Source organism: Hyphomicrobiales bacterium (assembly GCA_016710435.1).
Classification (GTDB): domain Bacteria; phylum Pseudomonadota; class Alphaproteobacteria; order Rhizobiales; family Aestuariivirgaceae; genus Aestuariivirga.
Genome location: JADJVV010000011.1, coordinates 25,223 through 46,100, shown reverse-complemented (window position 1 = coordinate 46,100; position 20,878 = coordinate 25,223). Strand labels below are relative to the sequence as shown.

Annotated in this window: 11 protein-coding genes; 7 read left to right on the top strand and 4 right to left on the bottom strand. The window is 60.1% G+C overall.

What is annotated here, in order from left to right; all coding sequences use genetic code 11:
• Window positions 1-7: 7 nt before the first annotated feature.
• The 4 genes from IPM06_18500 (at window position 8) to IPM06_18485 (ending at window position 4,135) form a co-directional block, all read left to right on the top strand.
• Window positions 8-205, top strand: a complete 198-nt coding sequence (locus tag IPM06_18500; GenBank protein ID MBK8772393.1) for a hypothetical protein — start codon at window positions 8-10, stop codon at window positions 203-205.
• Entirely contained in the window at window positions 205-1,443 is a 1,239-nt protein-coding gene (locus IPM06_18495) for a hypothetical protein (protein ID MBK8772392.1), read from the top strand. Before IPM06_18500 ends, IPM06_18495 begins: the two co-directional genes overlap by 1 nt.
• A 1,127-nt stretch (window positions 1,444-2,570) precedes the next feature.
• Window positions 2,571-3,839, top strand: coding sequence for a hypothetical protein (locus tag IPM06_18490; protein MBK8772391.1), 1,269 nt, complete (start codon window positions 2,571-2,573; stop codon window positions 3,837-3,839).
• A 77-nt stretch (window positions 3,840-3,916) separates the two neighbouring features.
• A complete protein-coding gene (locus tag IPM06_18485) occupies window positions 3,917-4,135 on the top strand; it encodes a hypothetical protein (protein MBK8772390.1) in 219 nt (72 codons plus the stop codon).
• Between the two features lie 36 nt (window positions 4,136-4,171).
• Here the strand turns inward: IPM06_18485 and IPM06_18480 are convergent, their stop codons facing one another.
• Window positions 4,172-4,354 (bottom strand): hypothetical protein, encoded by a 183-nt coding sequence (locus tag IPM06_18480; GenBank protein MBK8772389.1) that lies wholly within the window; start codon window positions 4,352-4,354, stop codon window positions 4,172-4,174.
• Here IPM06_18480 and IPM06_18475 point away from each other — a divergent pair.
• The 3 genes from IPM06_18475 (at window position 4,334) to IPM06_18465 (ending at window position 7,220) form a co-directional block, all read left to right on the top strand.
• On the top strand, window positions 4,334-6,289 hold the full coding sequence (locus IPM06_18475; GenBank protein MBK8772388.1) for a hypothetical protein: 1,956 nt from the start codon (window positions 4,334-4,336) through the stop codon (window positions 6,287-6,289). The two genes, IPM06_18480 and IPM06_18475, sit on opposite strands and share 21 nt — an antisense overlap.
• 91 nt (window positions 6,290-6,380) lie before the next feature.
• Entirely contained in the window at window positions 6,381-6,680 is a 300-nt protein-coding gene (locus tag IPM06_18470) for a hypothetical protein (protein MBK8772387.1), read from the top strand.
• Between the two features lie 36 nt (window positions 6,681-6,716).
• Complete coding sequence (locus tag IPM06_18465; GenBank protein MBK8772386.1) at window positions 6,717-7,220, top strand: hypothetical protein; 504 nt, start codon at window positions 6,717-6,719, stop codon at window positions 7,218-7,220.
• Window positions 7,221-7,761: 541 nt separating this feature from the next.
• Here IPM06_18465 and IPM06_18460 read toward each other — a convergent pair.
• The 3 genes from IPM06_18460 to IPM06_18450 form a co-directional block, all read right to left on the bottom strand.
• Window positions 7,762-14,484 (bottom strand): hypothetical protein, encoded by a 6,723-nt coding sequence (locus IPM06_18460; GenBank protein MBK8772385.1) that lies wholly within the window; start codon window positions 14,482-14,484, stop codon window positions 7,762-7,764.
• 208 nt (window positions 14,485-14,692) lie between these two features.
• Complete coding sequence (locus IPM06_18455; GenBank protein MBK8772384.1) at window positions 14,693-16,285, bottom strand: hypothetical protein; 1,593 nt, start codon at window positions 16,283-16,285, stop codon at window positions 14,693-14,695.
• 7 nt (window positions 16,286-16,292) lie between these two features.
• On the bottom strand, window positions 16,293-20,876 hold the full coding sequence (locus tag IPM06_18450; GenBank protein ID MBK8772383.1) for a hypothetical protein: 4,584 nt from the start codon (window positions 20,874-20,876) through the stop codon (window positions 16,293-16,295).
• Window positions 20,877-20,878: the final 2 nt, after the last annotated feature.

The following is a 20,878-nucleotide window of genomic DNA, read 5'->3' as shown; positions in this document are numbered from 1 at the left end:
CGCGGAGATGACGATTCGAGGCGCGATCACCGCTGCCGAGGTCCACGGCTGGCCTGCTGTGATCGAGCGCTTTCGTGAGGCCATCGCCCGCGAGTGGCGCGGCCCGAATCTCACCGAGCTACGAGCGCCCAAGACTGCGGCTCGCCAGCCGACCGCCATCGCCAAGCCATCCGACACCAAGAACCGTTCAACCATCACAATCTAATGAAAGACGATTTCACCACCCCGCTCGACGGCAGCTTACCCAAAGCAAACGGCTTGCTCGATTTCTCCGCCGCGCTCCGCAAGATGGAGGCCACTACGCAGCGCCAGTGCGCTGGATGCGGCGAGACCTTCAAGGCGCGCGGACTTGTCGCCTACTGCACGGTTTGCGGCGCTCAGTCACGCGACGAGAAGCCAAAGCGCACGTTCGCGCTCGATGCCTCGTGGCCGTCCCGCCACGTCTCGAAGATCCCGGCCATGCGTGGCCGTGGTGCTGACATTGCCGCGCGGCTCGCTCCGAAGTGGAGCGTCGGCGGTCGCCTGCTCGTGCTGGCTGGTGATCGTGGCCGGGGTAAGACGCAAATAGCGACGTTTATGGCGCATTGGCGCGGACAAAACGGCTATCGCACCGGGCTCTATGCTCGCGCGTTCGATGCGTGCTCATCGGTCGTCGGCTTCGACCGCGAGGCCAAGCTACTCCGCTTCCAAACCGCGTCGTTCCTCGCGCTTGATGAGTGCCACCGGCTGAAAGATGAGCACTTGCCAGTTCTGGAGTCCATCGTTGACGACCGATACGCCAACGAGCGCCCGACGGTGCTGATTGGCAACTGGACAACCGAGGAAGGGCAGCAATACGGCGAGCTTGGCCAGGGCAACGAACGTTACTCGGGGCTCGGCTCGTCACTGATTTCGCGACTGAACGAGATGGCACTCAACCAAACGGGCGGAACCATCTGGTGCGCGAGCGACGACAACGGCGAATGGCCGAACTACCGCGAGGAGACGAACGTCTCGGATCAGGCGACGGCGAGCGCAGGACGCGGCTTACACGACAGACAGCCTACGAGCCGTTGCCTGCATCCGATTTGTTCGCTGTTGGTTGTGGGTGATTGGGTTCCTTCTGAGGCTTTGACGTTCCTTGGTCTTTTGTTGGCACCGTTACTTTTGGTTTATCTGTGGGAGAAAAATATGGGGTTCCAATCTTTGAACACACCAAAAGTAGGAATCCCGCCATCATCAGACGGTTTCGGGAGTGATATAGAAATCCCATCTGCCGGTCTAGCTTATCCAGTATTGGATCGGCTGACTTGGCTCGACTGTGTTGAGCCTCCATCTTCTTGCGCCATCCGTCCATGTATTCCTGTTGAAGTGGAGGTAATGCCCCAAGATGAGGTTCGGCCTGTTTCAGTGCCTTTTGAATCTCCTGTGCGTCTCCGAGAGCCTGATTCTTTTCATAGCTGATTCCCAAATGATGATAATGAGCTTCAAGTCTTTTCAGTCCACAGAAGAACGATACGGCCAAGCACAAAATCGCTGCTGGCTCCAGCGTCTGCGGCGTCCATCCAAGGACTGCTGGCGTGTAGTTCTGGACGCTGTAGGCAAACATCGCTCCAATGGCCCCAGTAATAAAATACTCGAACTTCTGGCCCGCCTCGTGGCTGGCATCATAGAGTGTTTTCGCTACTTCGTGGGACATGGATTCAGTTCAGCGAACGCTTCGGATCAGCCAGCGAGCACAAAACTATGAATACTACACCGACACCTTCGAGCTTGGCTGCATCCGATTTGTTCGCCTGTTGCGCGCGCTGTGAACACGCTTTGCAGTGCGAGACCCAAGGCAAGTGCCTCAACGAATTACATCCCGCACCAGGATCGCAAGCGGCGGTGATCGCGGGTTGCACATGCCCACGAATGGACAACTGCCACGGGAACGGATTCATGGGGCTGAAGGGCATCTATGTTTTCAGCGGCCTTTGCCCGCTCCACGGCGAGAAGGCGAACGCTCCTACTCTGGCACGGGCCGGAGAGGACACCGCAATCACAGACCCGCTGCGGACGGCCCGTTGCCAGCAGTAGGTTTGTTCTCCCTGGCGGAGAGACTTCGACACCATCAAAGACATCTACCACCTATGTTCCATCAACGCGATAAAACCAAAGAGCAATGCAAGTTCATCTTCGGCATGGAGATGATCGCCTGCCCTTCGTGCGGCTCCTATAATCTTGGGTTCCAAACACCCATCAAGAGGAAAGGAGGCGAAACACTGAAGCAGCTGGTGGCAATGTCCATCCGTGGCGGCAATGAACTAAAGGGGCCAGTCTATATCAAATGTTGGAAGTGCCATCATGCAGGCCCATCGCTAGACTGCTCTGGACGCACTAGGGATGATGCTGGGCGTGATGCTCACGTAGCCGCCACGGTGAAAGCTCTCTGGAACTCGCAGACATCGCAGCCTGGCACAGAGCGGAGGGAGAACGTCAAAAATCAGGCACGCGAACCCAGCGTGCCGAATACAACAAAGACGCCCTAGAGCGTTGCCTGCATTTTTATTGTTATGCTTCTTTGAATCACCCCAGACACCGAAAACACCATGAACGAAATCATCATTCTTCCAGACGGCTCCCGCACTATTTGCGGCGAGGAAGCGCACAAAATGGCGAACTCCCAAGAGTGGGCAAACATCGAGGCTCAAATCGAACACGGGCGATTCTGTGTCTTTGAGGGGCAAATCCTCAAGGCGGCACAATCAAGCATTCGAGGCGCTCATTCATACCTGAATCCAGATCGCGTGCTCGTGTATTATCACGCCGCCTGTTCGGCGCGGGATGAGCAACGCAATGCGCTCGCTGAAGCCCGACTGAGAATCATCGCACGATATGAGCAAGTCGAGACGTGGATCAACCAGCCAGCTACAGAGTCAATGCTCTCCAACTGGAGCGGCATAATTGAAGGTCTCCGGCAAGCTCGTCGCATCATCGGCGGAATGTGGGATGAACTGCCCGTCCCGACACCGCAAGCCGTCATCGACCACAATGAAGAAAGCGCAGAAGCACTATTGGACTGGATCGACGAGGTGAACGCAACGCCACCAACACCAGAGGAAGAGGCAGCGCTCCGCAGAATCGACGAGCGTGTCAGTGAAGGTCTCGGCTTTCCTGTGGGCTACCTACGCGGAGAGCATAACGTCTCGGATCAGATACCGCGAACCCAAGACGTGGCAAATACGACAGATAGCCCAGAGCGGTTATCTGCATCCGTTTTGTTCGGCCCCGTTGCGGATGGTGGTTACGTCGATCCAAGGTTGGCATTCGCAATTGCTGTTGGATTAGGTGTCTTCATCTTTTGGAGATGGCTTCGCCATATCATTCTTGGGTTCTTTCTTTGTTCCCAGCATGAAATCCTTCACAACCTCGTAAACCCACTCTGGATTGTCGAATCTAGAGGCGTGGTGGTTAGTGTAGAGAAAGAATGCGAGCGGATCAATCTGGCGGAACAAATCGTCAGACTTCCAAGGATGATCAATGCGGCGAGCATCAAGGTAAGCAAAGAATCGGCGAAACTGGCTCTGCGCGGTGAACAGATGAACCCCAGCGGTTCTGAGGGCTTCGAGCTGGTCACAAATCTTCGTGTAGGGAATGTTGGTGCGAGCAAGAGTAAGGTCGATATAGCGCTTGGCGGTCTCTGTAACCTCATGGCGGCTGCTCTGCCAGACGTGAGCAAAGTAGCCCACGAGTCCAGCGAGAGTAACCCCAGCTACGTCGGAGAGAGCAAACTGTGTCCAAAAGCTAGGTTCTTCTGCAATCATGCGGGTGATTTTGTTTCTTGGCCGAACGCTTTTGCTGAGACACGCGAGCGATAGACTTTCAACCATGCGACAGACGACCTTCGAGCGTTGTCTCCAGCAAATTTGTTCGGCTCGAATTACCCAAGACCACTATGACCTTACAGCAAATTGCAGAAGACGAAGAACTGGCGAGCGTCCATGTGCATCTCGATGAATCAGCAACGCCTGAACTCAAATCAGCGCTGGGACGCATGGTTGAGCGGGCGAAAGACTGGGCTGCACGCACGTTTGCAGACAAATGGGATCACAAGAACGCCGAGCGGCTGCGAAGGAAGGCAGACAGAAAAGCTCTAGCGTCAAATGCTGGCTAGTATTACCATGCAACAATGAGCACGTTGACCGCCGATTCACAGATTGCCGCCTTCCTCGAAGGCCAGCCCTATCTTGCGCTGACCGAAGATGCCCACACGCCGCAGGTGATCTTTCGCGGGGCGCTCGAATTGGACCGCGAGCAAGAACAAATCCTCGTTGATCACGTCTTCCGTCGTGCTGGCGAGCTTGAGAGCGCGATGGGCTACGACAAGGTTCAAGGCGACGGCAAGGCCAGCTTCGCGTCACTCGTGAACGGCTCGACGTTCTCGCTTGATGATCTGACGTGGATGGAGAAGCGCCTTTTCTTCGATCATGTGTATCACATGAAATTCAACTGGCGTCGCGGTGCCGAGGGGATTTACAAGCAGGGCCAGAACATCCATTTCCCGATGACGCGAAAGAGCGCGCAGCAGATGGTTTCGCGCGCGCAGAACCATTTCTTCGGCTCCGACTCGTGGGCGACGGCCAAGCCGAAGGGCGCACAAGATCCCGCGTTGTCCGATGCTGCGAACTCGTGGGCGCAACTCAAGTTCAAAGAGGCGGGCTTGCGGAATAAAGGCATGAAGTCCGTCGAACTCGCGGGCATCCGTGGCGAGTGCGTAGTAAAGACGGGCTATCGTCACGAGGGTTACAGCTACGAGACGTATGCCACCGTTGCGATTGGGGCGGATGGCAAGCCTATCCGCGATGTATCCGGCGAGGTGATCACGGAAGGCGAAGATCAATGGGAGTTGAACGCGGATGGGCAGATGGTGCTCAGTCGCGACAAACAGACGCCGCAGCCCGAAGGCTACACGTTCGCCGAGATGAAGATTCGCCGCGATGTCACCACCTACAGCGGCAGCGATGCGCGCCCGGTTGACTTCCGTAACTTCCTCGCGCCGCTCGATGCGCCGGACCTCCAGGGCAAAGCCGCTGATTGCATTGTCGAATACTACGACATGACGGCCATCGAGATTGTCACGGAGTTCATCAAGCGAATGCAGGAGGCTGGCCGATGGGACGAACAGCTTTACCCGCGCACGCTCGACTACCTGCGCACCGCATCGAGCAACTCGCGCTCGTCGTCAGCCCCGACCAAGGTTGAGGCCGGTGCCGATGTGAACCGCCAGGAGCGCGCCGACCCTGTGATTCGCGTGGCCGAGGTGCATCTGTGGTTTGACGCCACGCAAACCGGACGCCTCGACAACGTTCACCTGCTCATCGACCGCGACACCAAGCGACCAATCCTCTACGACCACGTTGCGAACGTCTATGACGACGGGAAGCGGCCATACTACAACAACCCGTGGTGGCAAATTGACGGATGTTGGCATGGTATTGGTGCCGTCGAAATCTTTTGGGAACTCCAGCGATTCATCGACCTGACCATCAACCGTTGGGATTTGTCGCTATCCGAAGCGGGCACGGTCACGTTCTTCAATTCGGAACAGACTAAGGAGGGTCAGAACAACCCGGCGTTGAGGCTGAACGCTGGCACCACCTACCGGAAGCTCGATCCCAACTTGCCCGCCGAGCGAATCGTTGAACGCATCCCGCTCAACGAATTCAAGGGCGCGAAGCTGGAAGCCATCATGTCGGTGGCCAACCAGATGATGACCAACCTCTCAGGCACGGCGGGACCAAATGACGCGGCGATGGCTGGCCTGAACACCGTGGAGACCGCGACTGGCGCGAACCTCAACGAGAACACCGGGCGGGAGATGTTTAACCCGATCCTCGTCAACATGGAGCAGCCGATCACGCAGATTGTCGAGCGGTCGCTGGCCATCGAAATCGAGCACATGGACGACGAAGAGGCGTTCGAGGTTGAGGGCGAGGATGGTCTTTTGGCGCTACAGTCGCTCAAGAAACTGGATGCCAAGCGCTACAAGTGGCGAATCAGCCTCGAAGTCACCGGCAACGCCAGCAACGACGCGCAGGAGCTGCAAGCCAACGCCCAGGCGCGCGACACCGTGGAGCGCTATTACAGCCTCGCCCCGCTGATGCAGACGCGCGTTGCACCGATCTACCGGCAGATTCTCCGCAAGCTAAAAATCAAGAACGTGGACAAGCTGATTGTGATCCCGACCGCCGAAGAGGTCGTCGCCTACCAACAGGCGATGATGCAGCAGGCGCAACAGCAGCAGACCAAGCAACCGCCGCAACAGTAACCAGCATGAAACAACGCCTTTGGTTCACCGCCCTCGCTATCTGGACGCGCCACACGCCGCGCGGGACAATCCCAACCTTCCACACGACTGAATGAGCGAACCTGTCGCCATCGGCCCCGTGCAACAAGCCTACCGGAACCTTGAAGAGTTCCGAGACGTTCGCGCTTCGCCACAGTGGCAGCGGATGGCGGGCTTGATGCGCGACGAGATGGCGAAACTCACGCAGCAAGTGATGGAGTCCGATCTGACACCCGAGCAGCGCGACCAGCGCATCGCGGCTTACCGGGCAATCAAGAACTTCGCCACCATGCCCGAGCAACAGATTCAAACCATCGAAGCCTACACCAAGGAGCACTTCAAAGCCAACGCGAACGACGATGCACCGCCCTGATTTCACCCTCCCGTAACAGCAAACAACACCAAGCACATGGAACCCATAGCACTACCCTTCTACACCAGCCACAAAACCGTTCAGGCTGGCAAAATCGTCGAACTTCGCCCGGTGCAAACCGCGATGGAGGGCACTCCCGTTATCACGGATCTGGTTGTCATCTTCCCCACCGCCGAAGTCAATGGCCCCGAAACGACCATTATCCGTGTGTCTGCCGAATACGTGGGCAAGCACAAGCCCCTGGTCGGCGGCTACTACGTGAAGTATGCCGACGGCTACGAGTCTTGGAGCCCCGCCGACGTGTTCGAGAGCGGTTACAAGCTCACTCCGCTTGCCGTTGAAGCGCCCGCAAGCGAGCCGGTGACTGTCGTTTTCCCTGGCGGCGGGCCAGTCGTGCCACCTCCAGGCGTTCTGGTGGAACCTGAACCCGATGCCCCTGCTGCTGAAACAGCGGTTTTGGCGGAGCCGGTTGGCAACGCTGTGCCTGTCGCCGCTACCGAGGCCGCAGGCGAAGCGCCAGCCGAAACCCCTGCCGAGTAACCCCACGCGCCCGCCGTGCATCCGTGCGGCGGGCGCAACCCCACCATGAACCTACGGAAACAAAAGGACGCCGCGCGCATCCTCCGAATTCTCGACAACCTCCCTACCTCCTGCGATCCCGTTCACGAACCCATTTACGCCTCCCCGGTCACACTCAAGCATTGTGAGTCGGCTGGCAAGCTCTCCTATGAGAGCGAGGACCAATGCCGCAATGCCATCAAGCGCCGCAAACAACGTGGTGCCAACACGTCGTTCCTTCGTCCTTATCCCTGTGAAGTCTGCCACGGCTGGCACATGACAAGCCGCCAAAATCATCGCCGCCACTGATCTATGAAAGCAAGCAGAAGACAGTCAGACCGCTTGGTTGGTATGTATTTTTGCCACGCTTGCGGCAAACATGTGGAGCGCGAAGCCGAGCATGGATGGCTCAAGAAATGGCGGAACTCTCTTTGTCTAGCGACGGGCAAGCGCACGCGCATCTGGCTGATACTTACACCAGCGCCGCGCAAGCGCCCTGCTTGCACGGCCAGCTTGCAAGCACCTACCTCAACCGCTGCCCGAACACCTCGGCCAGCGTCGGCATAGGCCGCGCAACCTTCGGAGGCTGGACGCCAGCGCCAAGCAGGTTCTTCTTGGTCGCGTCATACGAGCGATCTTTCACCGAGCGGAGCCCGCGAACTTCCTCCGCAGCCGGTGCCGTCGGGCTGGCGAACTGCGCGATGGCATCCGCAGCAAAAGCGCGCCCGGCATCACGCCGGAAACGAGCAATCACGTCAGGCCGCATCTGCTGCCACTTGCCCTGCGCGTCCTTGAAGCGGAATACGCTTGGGTGAACCGGGTTGTATTGCTGTTGCGGGTCGCCCTCGTGGGCTTTGTTCCATCGTTCTAGCGCACGGTCTGCCGGTTGCATTGGCTGAATCTTCGTTGTGGCGCTACCAAGCGCAAGGCGTCCAAGCGGGCTGAAATCCTTCACAATCGGACGACCATACAGGTCGTAGAGCGGTTCTGCCAAGCTCGCGAGCGGGAGCGCTTGGTAATACCACGGCGCGTTGCGGGTATCGCGGGCAAAGCCATCAACGTTGCGCAGCGGTTGGCGCACAAGGTTTGGCACTGCGCCGGTCACGATGGCCTTCACGGCAGCGTCAGGGAGCGAGCGCGTGCGCCCGTCGATGAGTTGCATCAAGCCGTCAAAGCCCTGGAGGAACGTCTTGCTCCGAGCTTGGTCAGCAAGTGCGCGCGTGGCGTTCTCGATGGCTTTCGCTGGAGGCTCGCCGCCTGCTACCTTCTTCCATTCGCGGATCGCATCCACAAGGGTGCTGATCACCGTCGCAAACGGCTCAATTCGCCCGTAGTTGAACACCGGCTTGCCGTTGATCAAGATTGTCGTCTCGCCGCCGCGTGTGCGGTTGAGAAGCTGAGCCTCGCCGCGCGAGTCGTTTTGGCTGCGCGTGCCGGTGATGAGAATATGCTTCCGCTCGTCGTCAGGATCGCCCTCGGCCATGCCTGCCAGCACAAGCGCTGCCACCCATCCCACCAACTGCTCGGCCATGTCGCCAGCGAGCGCGGCTTTCGGGTAGCTGTCAAAGAACGGGCGCGTGCCCTTCCACGAGTCCACAAGGCCAGCGGTTGCTTTGCCAGCCATGCGGAGGGTGCCGAGTGGCGTCTTGCGCAAGCCGGTGGCAAAGATGTTGTAGGGCGTCCGCACGAAGGGGAACACCATCCGCAGGAAGAACTTGAGTGCGGCCCCGCCCGGTGTCGTCGCACGATCACGCAGCATGTCGTTTGCCTTCTTGAGCATGTCGGGCAGTTCGGAGGTGAACGTCAGGCGGTGCGCCTTGTCCACCGCCGCAAGCCACGCCTGGGAGCCGTTGGTATTAACCTGGGAAGCAACGAACTTATCGAACTCTTCGCCGGTCAGCCCGTTGGCCTTGGCCAGCCGGTGCGCCTGCGCGGCAGCTTCGAGCCCGCCGATGAGATACTTCGAGAACTCGTCGGCGAAGTTGAGCAAGCGCGAGGGCGTGCGGATCACACGGCCAGGAGTGCCGCCAATCACAAACTGCTCGGACTCGATCTTGCTGCCGCCGCCACGAATGACAAGCGGCTGATCGAGGCGCTCGGCATCGAACGTGCTTATTTCCGTTCTCCACGCTTGCTTTGCACGGTTGACCGCCGTGGCAAAGATCCCGCTCGCATACTTGGCCATGCTGCGGAACTCGCCAAGCTGAGCCCCAGCGGCGTCACGGAAGATCGTGGCGTTGATCATCGCCTCAAGCGGGCGCTGAATCGCGAACTCCAGCGCCATCGACGCGGTGTTGCCTGCGATGTTGGCCGTTTGTGTGGCCGGGCCAGATAGCAAGCCGTTGATCCAATACTCATAGATCATGTCGGAGGCGTTGCCGTCGGTGCGCTGGATGGCGCGAGCGACCATTGCGGCGTGCTCGGGCCGGTTGAGGTCGAAGCCAAAGCCATTGTTGCCATCGCCGAAACGGGCGGTGCGCTTGAGCGCGCCGGTATTGCGAGCCTCCGTAGTCGAGTTGATCGCACCGAGGATCGACTTCAAGCGCGCCGCCTTTTCCTCGGGCGTGATCTTTGCGCGGAGCGTTGCCCCCAGGAGATTACCCTTGTCGTCGATGATCTTGGCCGGGTCGATGCGGTTGCCTTGGTCGTCCAGTTGTTCGAAGTCTCCCAGGCTGAACCCGCGATCAAGCCACGGCTCCAACTGCTTGGTCAGCGCCTCATCGACGCGCGCAAACACGTCGGCGAGCGCTTTCTCGCTGATGCCGGTCTGTTTCTGAATCTGCCTGTCGCTCTTGCCTTCCATGCGGAGCCGCTGCGCGAGCGCTTCCTTCTGGTTGAAGCCTGTGAGCGCATTCTTCACGATGGCGGAGCCGCGAAGCCTAACCAGCGCCTCGCGCGAGACGAACAAGTCGTGAAGCGTCAGACCGTAATCGCGCAGCAACCCGGCCTCTATGGCGGCGATGCGCGCGGCGTTTGCCTCGGCGAGAAGCTGCGATTGATCCTTTTGCCCGCGAAGCTCGGCGATCTGCTTGTTGAGCGCCGCAACCTTGGCGTTTGCTGCCGCGCGAGCTTTGGCCAGATTCCCGGCCAGTGTTGCCAAGAACTCGCTGTTTTGGGCTGAGCGGTCGGTCATTTCCGCAAGCTGCCTTTCAAGCTGCGCTCGCGTGTCGGTGAGTTTCCGCTCAAGCTCGGCGATGCGCTCGTTCTTCTCTTTGAGCGTGATCGCCTTCTCGATCTGCGCTCGCTTGTGTGCTGGCGGCGTGAAGAGCATGTTGGCAATCGCTCGGCGGTGCAACTCTTCCGTGCTGGCGTGAACGTGATCACGCGCAGCCACGGCGCGGCCTGCCTGCGTGCCGGTCACGTTGTAGGCCCACAACAAGCGCTCCGCTGTCTCGCGGTCGGCTGGTGAGCGCTGGAGAAGCGCCCGCTGCGCAAGCTGGTCTGCCGCCATCTGCGCGAGCTTCACCTTCACCGGGTTGAAGCTCAGTCGCGCCGGGTCGGCTAGTAGTTCACGCACCACGCTGTCGAGGCCGTCGGTTTCCAGGATCTTCGCGGCGCTCGCAATCCATCCGGCGTGTGTTTCGCGCTCGCGTTGGTCTTGGTAGGCGCTCGTGATCCCGCCGTTGAGGTTCATCGCCACCTGCGCGGCTTCCTCCGCAGTGAAGTCGGGGCCATACTTCGCGCCAGCGGTGTCGCGCACGAGATCGCGCGCAGCATCCGAGAGCGGGATGAAGGGCGATTCACCGGGCGTCGTGAGTTCTTCCATCGCGGCGGCGAACTCAGGGTCAGCGTAGAGGCCGGGGCGCTCGGTGGCGTAAAGGATGCTGTTCGAGTCGCTATTGAAGCGCTGGCTCAGCGGAATGACATTGCCGGATTCGTCGCGGGTCACGGGATCGGCGGATTTGATTTTGAACTCATCCTCCCCCGTTTGCTTTGCGTCAATCTTAGAAAGAGATGAACGCATATCTCGTTCGGTGCTATCCACCATCAGTTCCCCCATATTTGCCAAAGCCTTGATAGCGAGAGGGCCGATGCCGCGTCCCTGCTTATTTGGGTTTAGAGCAAACATTAGAAAATGCGCAGGGCGATCATCGGTCTTGGGGAGATAGCCCTCAAACATTCCGATTTCATCGACTCCACGCCGATCTTTTTGCACTACTGTAACGCGATTTTCGCCGTCCCAGTGCAAATAGATTCCTTGTGCTAAATCCACAGGAAGCGCCCCACCCAAAGCCGCCCCCCTCGCCGCCGCGTCCACCATCCTTTGCGCCGTCTCCATGTCGCCGGACTCGACGGCGCGCATATACGCTGCATCCTGATCTGCCGAGACGGCTACGGGGCGCTCGGTGGCTGATAGCTCGCTTGGCTTGGGCGCTTTCTGCGCTGGCGGCGTTGCTGGCGCATCCACAGGCGCGGCCATCTCCATTACTACCGCGTGCGCGTCGCCAGCATCAAACGTGAACGTGTTTCGGCCCGTCTGAGTGCCTGCAACGCCGATGTTCACACTGTCATTCCCAAGCGCACGCATCGCCCGAAGAACCTCCATCACGTAGTCAGCATCAAGGACACCGATGGACTCCGCGCCGGGCGTGACGTTGTGCTCGTAGCTGCCGTTGATCTCGCTCGCGGTGTAGCCGGGCGTTGCGATCCCAAGCGAGCCGTCTGCATTCTTCCAGAACTCAATGCGCGGCGTCGGGCTCGTGAGCGTCACCTTTCTATTCGCCTTCTCTTCCCGAACGGCTTCCTTGTAAACCGCGCTGGCTTGCCTCGCGATCTGCCACAATCTGCCGGTGTCGATGTCACTGAACACGCGACGCGCATCCTTGGGCACGACTTGCCGCCATTGCGGATAGCGTTCCTCGCTCTCGGTCTTGCCGCCCGTGGGCTTGTAGAACACTGGCTTTTCCTGGGAGCCTTCGCCCGGTTGCTCGATGAAGAACAGAACCCGGCCATCCGTGGCAACCGCAGCATCGCCCGTGTCGGCGACAAACTTGATGCCTGGGCGGTCGTCATCCTTGGCGGCAAAGAGACCGACCACGCGAACCTTGTCCTGGGGCGGAACCTTACCCTTGGCGAGCGCCGGAATGCCCGACGCCCTGAGGGCCGTAGCCGTCGGCAAGTCAGGCTTGGGGACGGTCGTCGGGAAGCTCTTCGCCATGTCCTTGAACTCGCGAAGCGTCTTCTTGTTGTTCAGGATCGTGAAAGTGCCGTCACCTGGGATTTCGATTGTCACCACGCCATCGGCGCGGCGCGACTCTTGTAGCATGGCGCGTAGGTCGCGCACGAGGTCATACTTCGTGAGCTTGCTGGTCATGGCATAACTCGCCTTCAGCTTGGCCATCAAGCGCTTCCAGGCATCCGAGCCCTCTTCGGTTTGCTCGACTTCGGAAAGCGTCAGTTGAAGCCCCTGAGTTTTGGCGCTGAACCGAGTTTCTGCTGGAGCCTCCGCAATCGCGTCGTCAATCTTCTCCAGCAGGAACTTCTTCTGAGCGGTCAGCGCCGGGCCTTTGACTGGCTGCGACTCTTTAACCGGCTCAGGCGTGGACACTTCGGCGGCGAGCGCTTGCGGCGCATCAGCTATGGCAGCGGCCCCGTCTTTGGTCTCCTGTTGTGCCACCCTGGCTTCATCAATCGTTTTGCGGAAAGCCTGCTTATCGCCGCCAAAGATTTCCTTCACTACATCAACCTTGTCGTGAACGCCCTTAACGATGCCCTCGCCGCTGATAGTATAGCTCGATGGGTATCCGTCGCGGTCCATATTTACCCGCTCGATTGTGAACGACGCAATCTTGTCGCCTTTCTTCCACGTCAGCAGCTTTGCTGCTACCTCCGCTTGGTATCTCTTTCTCTTGTCGGCTTTTGCGGCCTTGTCGGCTTCGGTGCCTTTACCTGCAAGCAACGCTTCCACATCGGCGCGCAATAGCTTAGCCTTGTTGAAGAACTTCACGGCCTCGCCTGCTTTCTTCACACTTGCATCAATGCGCTGTTCGGTGCGTTTGGTCATGCGCGTGAACCCCACACCCATCGGGAACGAGTTTCCTTTGTTCAGCGGATCAGAAGATGCGCCAGACAAACGGTTGGCTTGTTTCTGAGCATCCTCAGCATTATCAAAGGCTTTGCGGATCTTCGCCTTGTCAGCGTCGGATAACACCACGCCAGAGGCCTCGGCATCTGCAATGCGCCGGTCAATCTCGGACACTTGCGGCGCATCCGTTGACGACAACGCGGTTTGTTGCTCACCAACCGGCGCTTCGTTTACAGCAAACTTGTCCGCCGTCTCCTGTCGCACGGCTCCGCGACGCTGGCGCTCGGTCGCCCATGCCTTGAACGCGGTCGCGCTATCAAACTTCACCACGTCGCCAGCGCCCTTCCAGCCGGGCGAGTAGTTCTTGAGGTATTCCGCGCGAGCTTGCTCGGCGGTCGTGATCGACGGGCCGAGAACGGCTTTGTGCTCATCAAACTCGCCGTATGTGTCTTTCTGATTCACGACGAACACCGGCCCCGCGAAGTCTTCCGGCGTGCCGGGCTCAACGAAGATGTCGATGTGATCCCCGTCGCGCGACTCTGTGCCCTTCACGTAGCCATAATGGTCGGCCATCGTGACAGACCACGCCTTGCCGCCCTTGTCAGTGCCCTTGCGCTCGCTGCCAGCCGGGTTCTCAACCGAGATGTCGAGGCCGCTGATGTTAAGATGGCCGAGCTTGTAGTTACCCGCTTCCTTCTGCGCCTGCGTTGGCTCGGCTCGGTCGTTCAGCGGCGAGGTTGCAGCTTCGTGGGCGGCTTGATCGACAGGAGATGCCTCGCCCGTTTCCGGCACTGGCATTGCAGCGGGCGTTTCCGCATTGGAGCCAGTGATGCTTTGCGAGGGCTTTGTGTCATCCGCAGGGGCGGAAGTTGGTTTAACCGGAAGTTTGGCGGTTTGCTCTTCGCCGCCTTCCGCTTCGAGTGTCACCGCGCCGTTTTCATCCACGGCGATTACCGGCCCCATGAATCCCTCAGCGTCGATAACCCACTGGCCAAGTGAGGGCGAGAACTCGGGCTCAGGCGCTTGTTCTGCCTTTTTGGTCGCATAAATCGAGATCCAGTCGTGCGTGCCGCTCAACTCGGGCGACACCGTGCCGAGGTAGTTCCACATTGCCTGCGAGAACTTCCGCAAGCGTCCGTCCGGCTGGATGCGATCAAGGAACGCGGCAAGCTCTTCGGGTTGTTTGATGCCGTCCTCAATGAGCGTATCAGCAAGATCCATGAACGCCGCGCGCCGGTCTCGGGGAAGGCCGGTTTGCTCGATGGTCGGGCGCTCGGTGGCGTAAAGGATGCTGTTCGAGTCGCTATTGAAGCGCTGGCTCAGCGGAATGACATTGCCGGATTCGTCGCGGGTTACAGGGTCGGCGGATTTGATTGACGGGTAAATGCGCCTCTCCACGCCGGCCCGCCGCCTCCGGCCTGCGTAATTTTCAGCCCCGCCTTTCCTCCCCGGGGGGCGGCCCCCCCAAAAAACCCCGCTCCCCCCCCCCCCCCCTGCCGCGGGGGGGGGCGCCCCCCCCCCCCTTTGGGGGGGGCGGGGTCGGGGCGCGGGGTGTGGCCTCCGCTCCACGCACCTCTGCGCCGCCCGTCCCCAGACCTGGCCTGCATATACCCTCTTGAGCTGAGTCACGCGAGAAATGAAAGCCCCCCCCCCCTGGCTTTCCGTTCTCTTCCAGGATAAAGCGCTGGCTCAGCGGAATGACATTGCCGGATTCGTCGTAGGTAACGGGGTCGGCGGATTTGATCTGGGAGGGGTCACGAACAACAAACTCCACCTCTCCATTCTGCACAATCCAGCCTCCGTTTTTTCCAGTTCCTTCAAGCGGCGTAGTTTTACCCGCCGCGATTTCTTCTGTTGTAAGACCTTTATTAAATTCATCAAATCCCGGTAACTCCACATCTAAGAAATACATTTGTGCATCCCCTCGAAAATCGTAGCGGTCGGCCTGCGTCTTATCCTCTGCAAAATATGCCCCAGCGCCGAGCGTGCTTCCGCCGGTTGTCTTAAATTCGTTTGGCGCAAGCCTCGTCTCTCTGGGTGTCCCATGAAATCCTGCTACTAATCCAGCCGCCTTCGCTGCCGCATCCACCATTCGTTGCGCCGTCTCCATGTCGCCGGACTCGACGGCGCGCATATACGCTGCATCCTGATCTGCCGAGACGGCTACGGGGCGCTCGGTAGCTCCAAGCCCCTCGAACGCTTTGCGCGCCTTTTCTATGGCTGCGTCCGACGCTTTGAAGCCGTTGTTACGCGCTTCATCAGGCGGGTTGCTCGCCTCCATGATCTTCTTGCGACGCTCCGCCTTGGGTTTGGTCGCTTTCGGCGCGGGTGGCGTCGCTGGCGCCTCGTCCTCGGGTGCCTGATAAACGACTTCCTCGCCGGGTGCGTTGTCGCGCCCTTGTCCGATTTCGTTTGATGTTGCTTCCGGTTGCTTGATAGTAGGCTCAGCATCAGCAACCGCTCCAAACGAACTTGAGGCGGTCGATTCGGCAGACGTGCCGGATGCGCTGACTACGCCGCCCTCGGATTGATCCCCTTGGGCGGCGTTGCTTTTGGCGGGCTTGCCAATCTTCTCCGCATCCACAGTCTTCACTTCGCCGGTCGCTAGCTTCACCTGCACACGACCGAAGGCATGGCCCACAATCTCACCGTTCACACCATCGACGGAAACGGCTTTGCCCACATGATTCGACGCCTCGTAGGCATCTTTTGCGGCGCGCTCCTTGGCGGTTAGCTTGCCGGTGATCTGGCGGAACCGAGCGGCATGGCGCATCCCTGCGGCCTTGAGCTTCTTTTGCTGCGTGTCGCGGTCATCGGTGAAGCTGTTGGCGTTAGCAACGTCCTTGGCGTGCTGCTCGTCGGATTCGCGCAGTAGGGCTTGCTGTTCTTCGCTGTAGCGGGAGTAATCCGGCTTCTTCTTGTCCGCTTTCGTGTCCACCTGGGTTTTCGCAGCGGCGGGCTTTGCGGCTTCTTTGGGCGTTTCGAGTTTCCCGGTGGGTATCTCGGTATCATTTGATACCATGACGTTTTCACCGCCTTGGGCGGTTTCCGCGATGGCGGGTCAGCGGCCCCCCCCCCCCCCCCCCCCCCCCCCCCCCCCCCCCCCCCCCCCCCAACCGCCATTTCCGCTGAACGACGCCCATCGCGCGCAGTGCATCAATCACGTTATCGCGGTGCGATTCGAGCGTTGTGCGGTCACTTGCGGGTAGTGCGGCGATTCGCATGTTGAGCCAGTCGGCAATCTTGAGCAGGAAGTCTCGAAGATCCGCGAGCAACCCCTTGTCCACGGCGACGGCCTCGCTGATTCGATGGGCGAACGCCTTGTCTTGCACCATCATGCGAATCAATTCGTGGCCAGCTTGGTAGTTCGTCCAGGCTGGCGGCTTCTCGTTACGCGCTTCGTAGGCCGCGAAGTAGGCGCGTTCCACCTCGCGCATCAGGCGCTTGCCTGCGTCGTGCTTGCCGAGACGCTTCCATGCGTTTGCTACCTGCTCCTTTGTCAGCACGCTATCAGCGGCAACGTGAATCACTTCATGGTTCAAGCGGTCGTCCAGGAACTCGGCAAGCTCTTGCCCTTGCAATCCCCTGGTGTTCAGCGCCAAAGCCTTGAGATTGATTGCTAGCGCCTTGCGATCAGGATCAAACGAAAGACCGCCAGGAGCGCCAGAGCCGGCGAATTCCACGCCTCCCTCAAAAATCTTGCCGTAGGAGCGTAGCACGCCATGCGCTGCGCCGATGGTGGCAACCGCGTGCTGCCGTGCCGCTTCGTCCGGCATCTTGGCGGTCAAAGCCAGGGCATTTGAGCGCCATTGATCGGCATCGAAGCTCTCGCCCCTGCCGTGGTTCACGCCCGGCTTCGGTTCACCAGCGGCGGGGGCGGCTTCGGTTGTCCCGTCCGAAACCACCCCCTCGGCAGTGTCTCCAGCGCTATCGGGCGCTATCCCCGCTGCCTTGCCGGTCCCGGCCCCGGCGTCGCCCTGCTGTGGCGTGGTCTGGGCGGTCGCTGTGGCCAATTCTTCACGTCGCTGCGTCTCACTCTGCCGGATGTAGTCAGCAGCAGCGGGTGCGATCTGTTGGAGTTCATCGCGCGCAGCGTCGGTGATGATCGAGCCTTGCGGCCCATATTCGACGGCATCGCCAAGGGCGCGCTGTTCCTGCGCGGTGAGCATGGCGTCACGGCCCCGCGCGATCTTGACCAAGGCGCTGGCGCGGTCGGCCTGCGTGCGCAATGCCTGGGCATACTGCAACGCGACTTGCTGCTCTTCAAGAGCACCCTGATTGATCGGCTCGCCAGCAAGACGAGCCTCTGACATATCGCCAGCCAGCGCCGCCGCATGTTGCTGCACGGTGTCTGCCTGCCGTCGGATGTCCTGAATCTGGCGAACCGCCGCAACGGCTTTCACCATGTCCATATCAGCCGCGCGGGCTCGACTGCGACTCTGTTCGAGCGCCATCATGCGGAATTTCGATGCGCGCTCCAAGTCACCCGATTGCAAAGCCTCATCACTGCGCTGCATGAGCGACTCAACAACACGGTCGATGTCACGGATGCTATCGACGCCCGCAACGTTCCCAATGAGGTCGCGCGCAGTCTTCACCTCCTCGGCGCTCACTTCGGAGCCAAGCGCTTCGGACAGGTGTTTCGCTGCCACGTCGGGCTTGGACAGCATGGCAATATGCTGCACGCCTTGGGCGTCGCTAGCCTGTAACTGAGAGTCCAGCTTGCCGAAGTGGCGCGTCACATCGAGCGCGCTCTTTGCGCCGGGAACGAGGAACGTCACGAACTCGGACGCAAGTTGCTCGGTTGTCGGGATCGTGATACCCCATTGCCCGGTTGAAACGCCTTTCCACAGGTCGCGCGCAAGGTCGCCAACGCGCTCTTCGCCCATTTCCGAGAGCGTCGAACCAATGTTGGCCTTGACGAGCACGCGCGAGAGCGTGGACACCGGAACGCCAGGGTTGGCAGACACCAGCGAGCGAACGAGCGCCGTCTTGAAAAGCCGTTCTTTGACCGGCGCGGCCATCTTGGTCAACGCCTTGCGGGCGGCTTTCGGCATGGCATAACCGAGCCAGCGCCCCGAGCGCTCAGACAGGTTCTCAATAAACGTATCTGCCACGGCATCAGCGATCCGCGCGACGTTGCCCCTGCGAGCATTCGGCGTCGTGCGGTCAATGGTCGCGACAAGATTCGTCTCGTCAGGCGTCAACGTGACGCCCTGAGTAGCGGCGTCGTGCATGTATTTTTCCGCAACGCGGCCAGCGCTCGCGAACGGCAGGCGAACCGCTTCTTGGGCGAGACCGGAGGCAAAGCGCTTGCCGAGATTGGTCGCACCCTGCTTCTCGGCCAGTTTGCGCAACGCAACGGACATGAGTTCACGCCCCTCGCTGGTCGCCATCTTTTTGAGCGCCATCGTTAGTCCCTTCATCCCGCCGAGCTTCACGGCGTTCGCGATGCCCTCGGTGGAAGCGAGTTCGATGGCGAAGCCGGGCAGGCTGGCGATACCATCCACCACCTGAGCGGCAAACGTCCGGTTTTGCTGACTGAACCGCACGAACTCGTTGAGTTGGTCGAGTTCTTCCTTCGATGGTTGCTCGCCGCGCTCCAGTTTGTTGGCCGTCTCAGCGTAGGGAAGCAAGCGCGTGGCTTCGATTACGCCCCCGACAAACGGCAGCTTTTCCGCCGCCCATGCGCCAACGCCACCCTTGGCGGCTACATTGGCCGCGACACCTGGGCGCACTTTGCTTGTGGCCTGCAACTCGGCGTTTGCAATGATCGCGTCATGAGCGCCCGCGTCGATGCCCATTTTGGTCAGTTCGGCGCGCAGTTTGTCAGCGTGGGCGGAGCGCAGTTGCGCAAGCTCCGCCTGCTTGTCCTTTGCGAGACCGTAAGAGCCCTCTGCTTTGAGTTGCGCGACCTCGTTCGCCAAAGCGAGCGCTTGGCCATTGAGCCCTGGATCATCGCTTGCGGATCCATCGCCGACGATGAGTTCGACGAGCTTCGCTGATGCGTCCTGGTGCTTTTGCAGTTCTCCAAGACGTTCCTTGAACGCCTCCACGCCGCTCTTGGCGCTTCCTGCGGCGTGAAACACCGTGTTGAGCGTGTCGGAGTCAATGCGGCCTTCCTGGAAGTCGCGCAACGCGTTGTCGCGCTTTTGGCTTGCCGCAACGAGGTCGGACTCGTGCGCCTTTTCATACGCCGCAAGCGCCCCGTCTTCCTCGGCTCGCGCTTCTTCCTGTGAGAGTTCACCCCGGCGCACACGGTCGGCGAGCTGGCGCACGGTGTCACGATGCGCGGACGCGCGCTCTTCGTTGAATTTCGTGAGGACACCAACGCTATCGTTCGCCGCCTTGGTCGATGCCTCGCGAACGTCAGGCGTGGGCGCGGTGCTGCGCGACGGATCCAGCCAAAATGCTTTGCTGCCACTCTTGGCCAACGCTTCGAGGCTGTCGGGCTGGCTGGTTTCGTGGGCGACAACCGCGCCTTGCGCATCCGTCACGGGCTTTGCTGCTTGTCGAGCGGCTTCTGGCGCAATGGTCGGAGCTGCATCATTGGTGAAGCGCGCGGGCGATCCTAAGCCCGCAACCTGCTCCTGGTGCATTGAGCGCTTCGCCTCAAATGCTCGCTGTTTGGCCTTGAGCGCGGATTCTTCATCCTTGAGCATCGCTAGTCGCGCGGCTTCATCGGTCTGCATCGCTCGCCATTGCGCGTGTAGCGCGATGGCCTGCGGGCCGGTGACACCACGCTGCAACATCTGCCCAAGTTCCTCGCGCTTGGCGCGGAGCGCCTGAATATCGCCGTCAAGACGCTGTAGCTTTGCGCTGTGCGCGGTGATGTCCGCCGTATCACGATCAAGCACACCCTGTTGCGCCGCAACCTGATACACATCGGGTTGCTGTTGGTTGTCAGCACCAAAGGTTGGAAGCTCATCCTCGGGCACACCCGCCGCGATAGCCTTGGCTCGTGCAAGCTGCTGTGTGGCGGCTTGATGCTTGTTGCGCCGCTCGGCGTCCGCATCGAGCGCCGCACGCTTCTTGTCGAGTTCATCGAACGGCGCGGGATTGAGCGCCCGCGCTTGGGCGAGGTCTTCGTCATTGAGCAACGTCGGGTCTGCTGCGCGCTGCGCCCGCTCGGCTACGGCTTGCGCTTCGGGCGTTGGTTTTGCTCCGAATCCCAGGAAGCCGCCCGTGGTCTTGTTGGCATTCGGATCTTTAGCGGTCGCGTCGGTCAACGTGCCTGCGGCGACTCCGCGCACGCTTTTCATGGCCTTGGCTACCTCACTTTCAGCCTTGGTCCGCTGCGCGTCGGTCATGAGTGGGCCAATGGTGGACTTGGTGAACTCCGCCTTGGCTATCTCGGCGCGCTGTGACTGCTTGCGCTCCTGCTCGGCTTGCTTGGCGGCAGTGGCTTGCTCGCGCTGCTGTAGAGACTGCTCGCGCTCAATCTGCCGCTGTTGTTCCTGCTGCTGCCGGAACGCCAGATTTGCCGCCTGCTGCTGTTGCTGCGCGGCCTTGTTTTCGGCATCCAGTTCATCGGCCCACAATGAGGCATTGCCACCTGCGGCAACGATTCCACGAGCACTGCCAAGGGTTTCGGAAAGGGTTGGAAGGGGCATGT